This is a genomic window from Streptomyces ruber, assembly GCF_014648075.1.
GTDB classification, from domain to species: Bacteria; Actinomycetota; Actinomycetes; order Streptomycetales; family Streptomycetaceae; genus Streptomyces; species Streptomyces ruber.
Map to the genome: position 1 here is coordinate 253,219 of NZ_BMQK01000003.1, position 12,217 is coordinate 265,435.

The 12,217-nt window shown below is 72.8% G+C and carries 11 protein-coding genes; 5 read left to right on the forward strand and 6 right to left on the reverse strand.

Going from position 1 to position 12,217, the window contains the following annotated elements; all coding sequences use genetic code 11:
• Position 1: 1 nt before the first annotated feature.
• From iolB to iolC, 3 genes are all read right to left on the reverse strand, one after another.
• Positions 2 to 883 carry a 5-deoxy-glucuronate isomerase gene (iolB, locus tag IEZ04_RS09285; protein WP_189216250.1) on the reverse strand — a complete coding sequence of 294 codons (882 nt, stop codon included), beginning with the start codon at positions 881 to 883 and terminating at the stop codon, positions 2 to 4.
• Between the two features lie 67 nt (positions 884 to 950).
• Positions 951 to 1,829, reverse strand: coding sequence for a Cgl0159 family (beta/alpha)8-fold protein (locus tag IEZ04_RS09290; RefSeq protein WP_189216251.1), 879 nt, complete (start codon positions 1,827 to 1,829; stop codon positions 951 to 953).
• A gap of 845 nt (positions 1,830 to 2,674) precedes the next feature.
• A complete protein-coding gene (iolC, locus tag IEZ04_RS09295; protein WP_189216252.1) occupies positions 2,675 to 3,631 on the reverse strand; it encodes a 5-dehydro-2-deoxygluconokinase in 957 nt (318 codons plus the stop codon).
• A gap of 329 nt (positions 3,632 to 3,960) precedes the next feature.
• Between iolC and IEZ04_RS09300 the strand changes: the two genes are divergently transcribed.
• The 4 genes from IEZ04_RS09300 (at position 3,961) to IEZ04_RS09315 (ending at position 9,364) form a co-directional block, all read left to right on the forward strand.
• Positions 3,961 to 4,986, forward strand: coding sequence for a sugar ABC transporter substrate-binding protein (locus tag IEZ04_RS09300; RefSeq protein ID WP_189216253.1), 1,026 nt, complete (start codon positions 3,961 to 3,963; stop codon positions 4,984 to 4,986).
• A gap of 5 nt (positions 4,987 to 4,991) precedes the next feature.
• A complete protein-coding gene (locus IEZ04_RS09305) occupies positions 4,992 to 6,074 on the forward strand; it encodes an ABC transporter permease (RefSeq protein WP_189216254.1) in 1,083 nt (360 codons plus the stop codon).
• An 8-nt stretch (positions 6,075 to 6,082) separates the two neighbouring features.
• A complete protein-coding gene (locus IEZ04_RS09310; protein WP_373296279.1) occupies positions 6,083 to 7,045 on the forward strand; it encodes an ATP-binding cassette domain-containing protein in 963 nt (320 codons plus the stop codon).
• 1,299 nt (positions 7,046 to 8,344) lie between these two features.
• Positions 8,345 to 9,364, forward strand: a complete 1,020-nt coding sequence (locus tag IEZ04_RS09315) for a Gfo/Idh/MocA family protein (RefSeq protein WP_189216255.1) — start codon at positions 8,345 to 8,347, stop codon at positions 9,362 to 9,364.
• A 34-nt stretch (positions 9,365 to 9,398) separates the two neighbouring features.
• On the opposite strand, the gene IEZ04_RS09320 is transcribed toward IEZ04_RS09315, so the two are convergent.
• From IEZ04_RS09320 to tatA, 3 genes are all read right to left on the reverse strand, one after another.
• Positions 9,399 to 10,589, reverse strand: a complete 1,191-nt coding sequence (locus IEZ04_RS09320; RefSeq protein WP_268245658.1) for an acyltransferase family protein — start codon at positions 10,587 to 10,589, stop codon at positions 9,399 to 9,401.
• Between the two features lie 74 nt (positions 10,590 to 10,663).
• Positions 10,664 to 11,155 (reverse strand): nucleoside deaminase, encoded by a 492-nt coding sequence (locus IEZ04_RS09325; RefSeq protein WP_189216256.1) that lies wholly within the window; start codon positions 11,153 to 11,155, stop codon positions 10,664 to 10,666.
• A gap of 65 nt (positions 11,156 to 11,220) precedes the next feature.
• Positions 11,221 to 11,553 (reverse strand): Sec-independent protein translocase subunit TatA, encoded by a 333-nt coding sequence (tatA, locus tag IEZ04_RS09330; RefSeq protein ID WP_189216257.1) that lies wholly within the window; start codon positions 11,551 to 11,553, stop codon positions 11,221 to 11,223.
• A 190-nt stretch (positions 11,554 to 11,743) separates the two neighbouring features.
• Here tatA and IEZ04_RS09335 point away from each other — a divergent pair, with 190 nt between their 5' ends.
• The gene (locus IEZ04_RS09335; RefSeq protein ID WP_189216258.1) at positions 11,744 to 12,145 is read left to right on the forward strand and encodes a BlaI/MecI/CopY family transcriptional regulator; all 402 of its coding nucleotides are present in this window, start codon (positions 11,744 to 11,746) and stop codon (positions 12,143 to 12,145) included.
• Positions 12,146 to 12,217 lie beyond the last annotated feature (72 nt).

Consider the following 12,217-nt stretch of genomic DNA (forward strand, 5'->3'; position numbering starts at 1 on the left):
CTCACTGCTCGGGGGCGGTGTAGAGGGGCAGCCGGGGGTCGACCGGCTGCTCGGGCCAGGTGGAGCGGATCCAGGCGTGGTCCGGGTGGTCGCGGATCAGCCAGGCGCGGTCGGGATCGGGGCCCGCCATCACGTTGAGGTAGTACATGTCGTGGCCGGGGACGGCCATGGAGGGGCCGTGCCAGCCGTCCGGGATCAGGACGACGTCCCCGCTCCTGACCTCGGCCAGCACGTCGGTGCCGCCGCCGTGGCCGGAGGGGGAGACCCGCTGGTAGCCGAGGCCGGGGACGCCCTCGTGGTCGGCGAACTCGAAGTAGTAGATCTCCTCCAGCTCCGACTCCTCGCCGGGCCGCCGCTCGTCGTGCTTGTGCGGCGGGAAGGAGGACCAGTTGCCGCCCGGGGTGATCACCTCGACCGCGATCAGCCTGTCGCACTCGAAGACGTCCGCGGCGCCGAAGTTGTTGACCTGCCGGGAGCAGTTGCCCGTGCCGCGCAGCTCGACCGGGACGGCGGACGCGGGCCCGTACCGGGCGGGCAGCCGGCGCTCGCAGCGGGCCCCGGTGAGGGCGAACCGGCCGCCGCCCTGGGAGGCGATGAAGACGTCCGCGTCCCGGGGCATGTACGCGAAGTCGCTCACCCCGCCGAACACGCTCTCGCGCCCGGCCAGCCGGAACATGTCGTCGCCCGCGGTGACCGTGCAGGAGCCCGACAGGGGCAGCACGATCCACTCGCTGTCACCGGTGGCGAAGGTGTGCCGGCCGCCCGGGGGCAGCTCCAGTATCCGCAGGCTGGAGTGGCCCCAGCCGGCGGACTCGGGGGTGACGTGCACGGAGTAGGCGTCGGTGCCGGCCTTGCCGGCCGGGAGGTGGGGGGTGGTGGCCATGTGGGTGCTTCCTAGGGCTCGATGCGGGGCGGGACGGGGGTACGGGCCAGAGGGACGGCCGTCGGGTTCAGAGCAGCCCGACCGCCGTGTCGACGGCGGTCTCCACGCTGCCGTCGGCGGGGTAGAGCAGGGAGCGGCCGACGACCATGCCCTGGACGGTGGGCAGTCTCAGCGCCTTGCGCCATTTCTCGTACGCGCCCTCCTGGTCCTCGCCGACCTCGCCGCCGAGCAGCACGGCGGGCAGCGTGGAGGCCCCCAGCGCCTCGGCCATGTCGTCGGGGTCCTCCGTGACGGGCAGCTTCAGCCAGGTGTAGGCGGAGGTGCCGCCGAGGCCCGAGGCGATCGCGATGGAGCGGGTGACGGCCCCGAGGCTCAGGTCGTTGCACACCTTGCCCTCGGCCCGGCGGGATATGAAGGGCTCGACGAAGAGCGGCAGCCGGCGGGCCGCCATGTCGTCCACGGCCCGGGCGGCGGCCTCCAGCGTGCGCAGGGAGCCAGGGTCGTCGTAGTCGACGCGCAGCAGCAGTTTCCCGGCGTCGAAGCGGAGCCGCTCGATGTCCTCGGCGCGGTGGCCGGTGAAGCGGTCGTCCATCTCGAAGGACGCCCCGGCCAGGCCCCCGCGGTTCATGGAGCCCATGACGACCTTGCCGTCCAGGACGCCCAGGAGCAGCAGGTCCTCCAGGATGTCGGCGGTGGCGAGGACGCCGTCCACACCCGGCCGTGACAGCGCGATGCACAGCCGTTCCAGCAGGTCGGCACGGTTGGCCATGGCCAGCGGACGGCCGCCGACCCGGAGGGCGCCGCGTGCCGGGTGGTCGGCGGCCACGATCATCAGCCGGCCGCTGTCGCCGATCAGCGGGCGGCGCACGCGCCGGGCGGCGGCCTCGGCGACGGCCTCGGGATGCCGGGCACGCACCGAGGCGAGGTCGGGAATGCTGATGCTCATGACGGGCTCCGTTCGGGGGTGGCGGTGGTCGGCCGCGCGGAAGGTCTCCGCCCCAGGGCCCGGGTCTTCTCGGTGCTCGGGCTCGTTCTCGGCGATCGGGCGGGCGGTCGGCTCCGGACCTCGGTCCGGGGTGGTGCGTCGGGCGGACGGGGCGCCCGTCCCGCGGCTCGGCCGGCCGGTCGGGCGGGAAACCCGGGCGGTGGTCCTCCGGCTGCCGGGAGGGCTGCTGGGATGTTTCGGCTCCCCCGGTGGGCCGGCCGGGCGAGGTCTGCCACTTCCGCGCCGGGGGCCGGGCGGGCGGCCGGGCAGGAGGTCATGACTGTCTCCTCGTCGGTCGAGCGGTCGGTGGGTGCGGGTTCCGGTGTACGGGGACGGGGGCGGGCCGGTCCCCGGCTTGTTCTCTCGGCCGGCGGTTCGGCCGGACAGAGGCCCCCAGCCCGTGTCCTCCTCGGTGAAGCGGCCGGTGGGCGGGATTCCCCGCGTACGGAGGGCAGCGGGGCGGGCCGGTCCTCGGATCGTTCTCCCGGCCGGCAGGGGTGCGGACGGGGTTTCCGGAACGGACCCTGCCGGTCGGTGGTGGGGCCGGGCGGGAGGCGTCGTGGCCGGTCGGCTCGGTCCTCGGGCCCTCCTCTCGGCTGGTCGGCCGGGGTGCGGACGGAGTGCCGGAACCACCCTCCCAGCCGGACGGCCGGGCCGGACGGGATCCCCGCGCCCGCCTCCTCGGTCGGTGGGCCGCCCGGCAGGGCCCCGTCCCCTCCCTGGGCTCGGCGGCTCCGGGCGCCCCTCTCGGCCGGGTGGGTGAGGGAGCGCCCCTCGACCGCCCGGCCCCCGCGCCGACCGGCAGGTCACCCCCGCTCCAGCAGCTCCTCGACCTCCGGCGGAGTGGGCATCGCCGAGGAGCAGGCGAGGCGGGAGGCGACGAGGGCGCCGGCCGCGTTGGCGTAGCGCATGGTCCTCTCCAGGTCCCAGCCGCCGAGCAGGCCGTGGCAGAGGGAGCCGCCGAAGGCGTCCCCGGCGCCGAGGCCGTTGACGACCTCCACGGGGACGGGCGGGACCTCGGCCGTGGTGCCGTCGCGGTGGACGGCCAGCACGCCCTTCGGTCCCTGCTTGACGACGGCGAGCTCGACGCCCGCGGCCAGCAGCGCCTCGGCGCAGGCCCACGGCTCGCGCACCCCGGTGGCGATCTCGCACTCGGCCACGTTGCCGACGGCCACGGTCGCGTGCCGCAGTGCCTCCGTGTAGTACGGGCGGGCGCTCTCCGGGTCCTGCCAGAACATCGGCCGCCAGTCCAGGTCGAAGACCGTGATGCCGGTCCTGGCACGGGCCCCGAGCGCGGCGAGCGTGGCCGAGCGGCTCGGCTCCTCGCTCAGGCCGGTGCCGGTCATCCAGAAGATCCTGGCCGCGCGCACGGCGTCGAGGTCCAGCTCGTCGGCGTCGATCTCCAGGTCGGGAGCCTTGGGACGACGGTAGAAGTACAGCGGGAAGTCGTCGGGCGGGAAGATCTCGCAGAACGTGATCGGCGTAGGGTAGGTGTCGACAGGGGTGACAAAACGGTCGTCGACTCCGAAATCCTTCAGAGCCTGGTGCAGGTACGTACCGAAGGGGTCGTTGCCGGTCCGTGTGATCACAGCGGTAGCGTGGCCCAGACGTGCGGCGGCCACGGCCACGTTGGCCGCCGACCCCCCAAGGAACTTCCCGAAGGACTCGACTTGCGGCAGCGGCACACCGGTCTGCAACGGATAGAGATCGACACCGATCCGTCCCATGGTGATGAGATCGTACGATCCGGCGGACTCAGGCATGCACGTCACTCCTCGGTCGGGGCAGCGGGCCGTCGGCGGCCCGGGGTGCGGGGGGATGCGGACACCCGGGCCCGGATGTATCCCAGGTGTAGGACCACGGACATGCCGGTGTCAAGGGTTTGTACTTACATTCGGACTACCGGACTACTCCTTTGAAATAATGTCTTGACATATTTATTGACAGTCGGCTGCCCAGGCACTTGGATCCCGTGCCAGCGAAGGCGCCGCTGCACGGCACAATGACCCGGGCCCGCCCCGGGTCCGCGCGAGCCCTCCGCTCGACGCCGTCCCGTTTCTCCCCCTGGTCGCACAGTGAGGTGCTGGAAAAGATGGTCCGCACGTTCCGCCCCCGTTCCCGCTCCCGCAGAGCCGCGCCCCTCATGGCGCTCGCCGCGGCGAGCGCGCTGCTCATAGCCGGCTGCTCCAGCGGCTCGGGCGGCAAGAAGGCCGAGGAGGCCGCCGAAGGCGCCGCCGCGGGCAGGGCGAACACGCCCCGCATGAAGGTCGCCCTGGTCACCCACCAGGCCCCCGGCGACACCTTCTGGGACATCGTCCGCAAGGGCGCCGAGGCGGCCGCCGACAAGGACAACGTCGAGCTCGTCTACTCGGCCGACCCCAACGCGGGCAACCAGGCCAACCTGGTCCAGAACGCGATCGACCAGAAGGTCGACGGCATCGCGGTCACCCTCGCCAAGCCGGACGCGATGAAGGACGTGATCGCCAAGGCGGAGCAGGCGGGCATCCCCGTCGTCGGCCTGAACTCCGGCACGGACGAGTGGAGGGACCTGGGCCTCCTCTCCTTCTTCGGGCAGGACGAGTCCGTCGCGGGCGAGGCGCTGGGCAAGAAGCTGAACGAGACCGGCGCGAAGCACGCCGTCTGCGTGATCCACGAGCAGGGGAACATCGGTCTGGAGTCCCGCTGCGCCGGGATGGCGAAGACCTTCGAGGGCGAGTCGCAGACGCTGAACGTCAACGGCACCGACATGCCGTCGGTGAAGTCGACCATCACCGCCAAGCTCAAGCAGGACAGCTCCATCGACGAGGTCGTCACGCTCGGCGCGCCCTTCGCGATGACCGCCGTGCAGTCGGTGGCCGACGCGGGCAGCGAGGCGAAGATCGCCACGTTCGACATGAACAAGGAACTGACCGACGCGATCCAGGGCGGCGACATCGAGTTCGCGGTCGACCAGCAGCCCTACCTGCAGGGGTACCTCGCGGTCGACTCGCTGTGGCTCTACAAGAACAACGGAAACTACAGCGGCGGCGGTGAGCAGCCGGTCCTGACCGGTCCGGCCTTCGTCGACGAGTCCAACGTCGACACCGTGGGCCGGTACGCCGCGAAGGGCACACGGTGATGAGCATGACCCGAGCAACGGCCCCGGCGGCGAGCGACCCGTCGCCGGCCCCGCCGGCCTCGCCGGCCGGCGGGCAGGACGGCCGCGCGGCCGAGCGGTCCGGCCTGCGCCGGCTGATGGCCCGCCCCGAGGTCGGCGCCCTGATCGCCGCGATCGGCGTGTACGTCTTCTTCTTCGCCGTCGCACCGCCGTTCCGCGAGGCCAGCTCGCTGTCCACCGTCCTCTACCAGGCGTCCGTCATGGGGATCATGACGATCCCGGTGGCGCTGCTGATGATCGGCGGGGAGTTCGACCTGTCCGCCGGTGTCGCGGTGACCACCTCCGCGCTCACCGCGGCGATCCTCAGCTACCAGCTGACGCTGAACGTCTGGACCGGCGTGATCGTCGCGCTGATCGCCTCGCTCGCCGTCGGGGCGTTCAACGGCTGGCTGCTGATGAAGACCGGGCTGCCCAGCTTCCTGGTGACCCTCGGCTCCTTCCTGATCCTCCAGGGTGCCAACCTCGCCGTCACCAAGATCTTCACCGGCAACGTGGCCAGCGACTCGATCAGCGACATGGACGGTTTCGACCAGGCCAAGTCGATCTTCGCCTCGGAGATCGGCATCGGCGGGGTGAACTTCAAGATCACCATCTTCTACTGGCTGGTCTTCGCCGCGCTCGCCACGTGGCTGCTGCTGCGCACCAGGTTCGGCAACTGGATCTTCGCGGTGGGCGGCAACAAGGACAGCGCCCGCGCGGTCGGCGTCCCCGTCGGCCTCACCAAGATCCTGCTGTTCATGGGCGTCGGCCTGGGCGCCTGGTTCGTCGGCATGCACCTGCTGTTCTCGTTCAACACGGTGCAGTCCGGCGAGGGCGTCGGCAACGAGTTCCTGTACATCATCGCCGCGGTCATCGGCGGCTGCCTGCTCACCGGCGGCTACGGCTCCGCGGTCGGCCCGGTGATCGGCGCCTTCATCTTCGGCATGGTCTCCCAGGGCATCGTCTACGCCAACTGGAACCCGGACTGGTTCAAGGCGTTCCTCGGCGTGATGCTGCTGCTCGCCGCCCTCGTCAATCTGTGGGTCCGCCGCCAGGCGACCAGGAGGTGACCCGAACCGTGACCACCAACGGAACCGTGACCGGCGGGGCGGCCGTCAAGGACGCGCCCGGGGCCGACGCCCCTCTCGTCGAACTGCGCGCCGCGGGCAAGTCGTACGGCAACGTCCGCGCCCTGCACGGCGTCGACCTCGCCGTCCGGCCCGGCCGGGTGACCTGCGTCCTCGGCGACAACGGCGCCGGCAAGTCGACCCTCATCAAGATCGTCTCCGGACTGCACCAGCACACCGAGGGCGAGTTCCTCGTCGACGGCGAGCCGGTGCGCTTCAGCACCCCGCGCGAGGCCCTGGACCGCGGTATCGCGACCGTGTACCAGGATCTGGCGACGGTGCCGCTGATGCCGGTGTGGCGCAACTTCTTTCTCGGCTCCGAGCTGACGAAGGGGCCCTGGCCGCTCCGCCGCCTCGACATCGACCGCATGAAGCGGACGGCCGACGAGGAACTGCGCGCCATGGGCATCGTCCTGGACGACCTGGAGCAGCCCATCGGCACGCTCTCCGGCGGCCAGCGCCAGTGCGTCGCCATCGCCCGCGCCGTCCACTTCGGCGCCCGCGTCCTCATCCTCGACGAGCCGACGGCCGCGCTCGGCGTGAAGCAGTCGGGTGTCGTGCTGAAGTACATCGCCGCCGCCCGCGACCGCGGCCTCGGCGTCATCTTCATCACCCACAACCCCCACCACGCCTACATGGTCGGCGACCACTTCAGCGTGCTGCGCCTGGGCACCATGGAGCTCAGCGCCGCCCGCAGCGAGATCACCGTCGAGGAACTGACCAACCACATGGCCGGCGGCGCCGAACTCACCGCACTCAAGCACGAGCTGGCCCAGGTGCGTGGGGTCGACGTGGAGGAACTGCCCGAGGGGGACGCCGCGACACCCGCCGCGGCCTCCACCGGCAGGCCCGTGGGAGAGCCCGCCGGCCGGCCTGCGGCAGGGCACACGAGAAAGGCCGTCGACGAGACCTGAGCCGACCCGCCGCCCGCTTCCCGGGCCGGGTACGCCGCAGGTCGCGAGCGGGGTCCGTCGGTCGGGACGGGTACGGGTCCCGCACTGCACGAGTGGACGCGTGCCGAGGCCGCGAGGCTGGGACGTACCTGAGCCAGGTCCTCCGAGCGGACTCGCGCCGAGGCCGTCGGCGGACCCGGCCCGGTTCTGCCGACGCGACTTGCGCCGGTGCGGCTGGAACTGCCGGGGCCGGGTCCGGCCCCGGGCCGGGTCTGTCGGCGGGTTCCGGTGGTCCGGGTCGCCGACAGGTCGCGACTCGGGGCTGCTGTGCGGCGGACCCTGGTCGGGCCGGGTCGGGTCGGGGTGGCCGGCCGGCCGTGGGGCGGGGCCGCCTGCCGCTTCGCGGTCCGAGGTTGCTGTGCGGGCGGCTCGGGTCGGGTCCGGGTGGCACGGCTCGGGTCCGGAGTCGACGTGGCCTGGGCCGGGGTTGTCGGCGGGGCTCGGTGCGGGGCTGTTGTGCGGGGGTCCGGGCCGGGGTCCAGTGGCATGGTCCGGGTCCGGGTGCGGAGGCGGTGCGGCCTGGGGCGGGGCGGCTGAGCGGACGCGGGGCGGGGTTGTCGGCGGGGCTCGGTGCGGGGCTGTTGTGCGGGGGTCCGGGCCGGGGTCCAGTGGCATGGTCCGGGTGCGGAGGCGGTGCGGCCCGGGGAGGGGTGGCTGAGTGGACGCGGGGCGGGGACTTCGGCGGGCTCGGGCCGGCGTCGCTGTGATCCGGGCCGAGGGCTCCGAAGCGTCCTAAGCTGGGGGCGCCGCGGCCTCGGACAGAGGCTGCTGACAAGATCTGACTGAGGTTCGCCGGCGAGACCCGAGCCGAGTGCGCCGTCGGGGGCTGAGCCAGACCGCCGACGCGACCTGCGTCGATGAGCCTGGGCCGGGTTCGCCGTCGAGACGTGGGCTGAGTTCCCCGCGGACTCGGGCTCCGAGCACGGTTCGCCCACAGCACCGGGCAGGGCCCGCCGACGGGTCCCGGCCCGGGGACGCCGGCTCGAACCTCGGACCGGCCTGGGACCAGGTCGGTCGGCAGCCTGGACCCGGGCTGCCGGGCCGGCCCCAGGCGGTCGCGGCCGTCGGTGGGCACGGCACCGGTTGTCGTACGACCAGCGAGCCCCGGACCCCCGTCCGGGCCGGCGCGGTCCGCGGCCGTTCCCACGGTGCGGAACCGCCGTCCACACCACCGGCCGGGACCACGTCCGGGCCGGCACGGCACCGCCTCGGACCACCGGGGTGCCGGAACACTCCGAAGCGAAGGGAAGACCACCCACCATGACTCAGTACGGGACGCTCGGCGTCGCCGTCATCGGTACCGGCCGTATGGGGGCCGACCATGTGCGCCGTATCGACCAGGTGATCAGCGGGGCGCGTGTGAGCGCCGTCGTGGATCTCGACGCCGAGCGGGCCAAGCGGCTGGCCGACGGCATCGAGGGCTGCACCGCCCACACCGACGCGGCCGCCGCCATGGCCGCCGACGACGTCGACGCCCTCGTCATCGCGTCACCGGGCCCCGCGCACGAGGAGGCGCTACTGACGGCCTTCGCGCACGACCTGCCCGTCCTGTGCGAGAAGCCGCTCACCCCCGACGCGGCCTCCGCGCTGCGGGTCCTCGAGGCGGAGCAGCGGCTCGGCCGGCGCCGGGTCCAGGTCGGCTTCATGCGGCGGTACGACGCCGAGTACATGAAGCTCAAGGCGCTGCTGGACGGCGGCAGCCTCGGCCGCCCGCTGATGCTGCACAACCGGCACCGCAACGCGTCCAGCCCGCCCGGCTTCACCAGCGCCAACCTCATCAACGACTCCGTCGTGCACGAGATGGACGTCACCCGATGGCTGCTGGACCAGGAGATCACGGCGGTCACCGTGCTCCGCCCCAGGCCGTCCTCGAACGCGCCCGAGGGCCTGGCCGACCCGCAGTTCGTCGTCTTCGAGACCGACGGCGGCGCGCTCGTCGACGTCGAGATGAGCGTCAACACCGGCTTCGGCTACCAGGTGAAGGCGGAGGCGGTCTGCGAGCGCGGCACCGCCCGCATCGGGGAGGAGCAGTCACTCGTCACCGAGACGGCCGGCCGCTGGGGCGGCACCATCGTCCAGGACTTCACGGAGCGCTTCGCCGACGCCTACGACCGTGAGGTGCAGGCCTGGGTGGACGCCACCCGGCGCGGCGAGGTCACCGGCCCGAGCGTGTGGGACGGGTACGCGGCGGCGGCCGTGTGCGAGGCCGGTGTCCGGTCCCTGACCGAGGGCGTCCGCGTGGAGGTCGAGCTGATCGAACGGCCGGCGCTCTACCGCTGAGGAAGGGCGTCAGGGACGCCCTGGACCGGCAGCGTCACGCGGTACCCGACGATGCCCCGGAAGCAGCGGGCTCCCGGGGCACGTCCTTGTCCCCGTCCCGTCCGCGCTCGCGGCCGTCACGGAAGAACCACTCCATCCGCGGCTCCACGACGTACCGGAACGCCGCACGGACCGGCGCGCTGCACAGTACCGACATCCCGGCGACCGCCAGCGCCGTCACCGCGAGCTGTCCGAACGGTGTGTGCAGCCAGGAGGCGTCGTACCAGTCCCAGTAACGGGACGCCTTGATGATGAAGGCGTGCAGCAGATAGCCGTACATCGTTCCCGCGCCCAGCGACGTGAACCAGGTGTGCCGTCGCGGCACCCAGGCCAGGAAGCAGGCCGTCAGCAGCACCGCCAGACCGAGCAGGGCGGGCGTGATGAGCAGTCCGGTCCAGGCCGGCACGTCGTGTTCGGTGACGCTCGACCGGTGGTACAGCCAGACCGCGCTGAACGACGGCGCCGCCCAGTACCCGGCCACCGCCGCACCCGCGGCCACCGGCAGCGTGAGCAGCCGGACCCGCCGGGTGCGCAGCCGCTCGAAGTGCTCGCGCCGCAGCGTCAGTCCGAGCACGAAGCAGGGCAGGAACTGCAGCGCCCGCTGCAGTCCCAGGTCGCCGCCCGTCTCGGGGGACATGGACGCCAGGACGGCGATGCCGAGCGCGACCGCCACCGGATGACGCAGCGTCCGCCACAGGGGAGTGGTGATCCGCCACACGAACAGCGCGACGAGGAACCACAGCGAGTAGTAGGGATCCAGCAGGCTCAGCGGATACTCCCAGTCGTCCTCCCCCCAGCGGTAGAAGAGCGTGTACGCGATCTCGAAGACGAGGTACGGCGCGACGACCCCGGAGATCAGCCTCCGCACCCGGCCCGGACCCATGTCGAAGCTCCGGGAGAAGTACCCGGAGATGAGGGCGAAGGCGGGCATGTGGAAGGCGTAGAGGACCAGGTACGCGGCAGAGATCACTCGGCTGCCGGACGCCAGCGGCTCCCAGGCGTGCCCGCAGGCCACCAGCACGATGATGAGGTACTTGGCGTTGTCGAAGAACGGGTCCCTGGACGGGCCCCTCCCGGACCCCGGCGGCGTCGACGTGCCCCGGCCGGGGGAGGAGCCGCCGGACGGGCGGGGCGCCGTTTTGTGCTGCGGGGCTGTGGTGAGGTCGGAGCGGTCGTACAGCGCCACGTTCGGACAACCTCCGGATTGGATCAGGCTGCGGCGGGCAAGGGATCCCGTGCGCCTGCCCCGTCACCGGAGTCTCATTCCCCCCTGTCACCCCGGTGGAGGAACCGGTGGTGCAGGGCGCGCACCTCCTCGGTCAGCTCCGGCACCGGGCCCTCCACGGTCACCCCGGGCGCGACCTCGTGCACCGGCAGGGCGCGCACCGGGGGCTCGGGCACGCCCCACTCGCCGAGCCAGAGGGCGAGCTGCGCGGAGGACGCGACGTACACGATGCGGCCGAGTCCCACCCACGCGTGGGCGGCCGCGCACATCGGGCAGTGCTCGCCGGAGGTGTAGACGGTGGCCCCGGCACGCTGCTCGGGGGTCAGACGGGAGGCCGACCAGCGGGCCAGTTCGAACTCCGGGTGGCGGGTGCGGTCGCCGGACGCCACCCGGTTGTGGTCCTCGGCCAGCACCGTGCCGTCCGCCGCGACGAGCACCGAGCCGAACGGTTCGTCACCGGCCGCGAGCGCCAGCTCCGCCAGCTCCACGCACCGTCGCAGGTACTTGAGTTCGGAGTCGTCCACCATCTCTTACGCACCTCCCGGGCCGCGGTCCGCACCGCGATTCACCCGGGCAGCCTACGGTCCCGGTGTCAGCGGTGGCCGTCGCGGTGGCCGTCGGAGCCGTGGGGCCGCTCCGGCCCGCGGGCCGGCTGCGCGGCCGTCGTGCCGTGCACCGGGCCGGTGCCCGGCGGGACGACCGTGCCCTCGACGATCCGCGGGGCGGTGGCCGCGGGCGGGGCGGGCTGGGCGTCTTGTGCGTACGGCGCGGGGGCCGCGGCCTGCTCCCGTTTCATCGCCCGGGCCTCGGCCTTGAGGATGCGGGCGGACTTCCCCGCGCTGCGGGCCAGGTCCGGCAGGCGCTTCGCGCCGACGAGGAGGATGACGACGATGAGGACGACGGCGAGTTCGCTCAGTCCGAACATGAGGGTCCTGTCTTCTCCGTGGCCCGGGCCCTTGCGCGTACTCCTGCCGGCGGGTGCGAACGGCGTCCGGGCGCGCACCCGAGGCAGAATCTACAGCACTGTAGAGGGGGCTGGGGAGGAATCGGGAGAGGAATACGATGGAGCGCTCGACGGGTGACGCGCGGCGGTTGACGGCGGAGGGAGACACGACGTGACGGACCACCGGCAGCGTCCCCGACGGCGGGGACAGGGCGAGCTGGAGGGACTGGTCCTGTCGGCCCTGCGCGAGGCCGACGGCTCCGCGAGCGCGGGATGGGTGCAGAAGCGTTTGGGCGGCGACCTCGCCTACACGACCGTGATCACCATCCTGACCCGGTTGCTGGCCAAGGGCGTCGTCACCCGGGAGCGCGTCGGGCGTGCCTTCGTCTGGACGCCCGCCGCCGACCACGCCGGGCTCGCCGCGCACCGGATGCGCAGGGTGCTGGACGCCGAGAGCGACCGGCAGGCGGTGCTGGCCAGCTTCGTCACGGCGCTCGGCCCGGACGACGAACGGCTGCTGCGGGAGCTGCTGGACCGGCCGGAACCCGGGATCGCCGCGGCGGGGGAGGAGTGACGCGGCACCCCTCCCCGTGACCGGCCCCGTGGCCGCGGCGGTGGCCCGGTCACGCGGCGAAGGCCCGGTCAC

What these genes read in the sequence shown, in the direction of transcription:
- tatA (WP_189216257.1), bottom strand. Translation starts at nt 11,553, where the DNA reads ATGTTCGGACTGAGCGAACTCGCCGTCGTCCTCATCGTCGTCATCCTC.
- iolB (WP_189216250.1), bottom strand. Translation starts at nt 883, where the DNA reads ATGGCCACCACCCCCCACCTCCCGGCCGGCAAGGCCGGCACCGACGCC.
- IEZ04_RS09300 (WP_189216253.1), top strand. Translation starts at nt 3,961, where the DNA reads ATGGTCCGCACGTTCCGCCCCCGTTCCCGCTCCCGCAGAGCCGCGCCC.
- IEZ04_RS09290 (WP_189216251.1), bottom strand. Translation starts at nt 1,829, where the DNA reads ATGAGCATCAGCATTCCCGACCTCGCCTCGGTGCGTGCCCGGCATCCC.
- iolC (WP_189216252.1), bottom strand. Translation starts at nt 3,631, where the DNA reads ATGCCTGAGTCCGCCGGATCGTACGATCTCATCACCATGGGACGGATC.
- IEZ04_RS09305 (WP_189216254.1), top strand. Translation starts at nt 4,992, where the DNA reads ATGACCCGAGCAACGGCCCCGGCGGCGAGCGACCCGTCGCCGGCCCCG.
- IEZ04_RS09325 (WP_189216256.1), bottom strand. Translation starts at nt 11,155, where the DNA reads ATGGTGGACGACTCCGAACTCAAGTACCTGCGACGGTGCGTGGAGCTG.
- IEZ04_RS09315 (WP_189216255.1), top strand. Translation starts at nt 8,345, where the DNA reads ATGACTCAGTACGGGACGCTCGGCGTCGCCGTCATCGGTACCGGCCGT.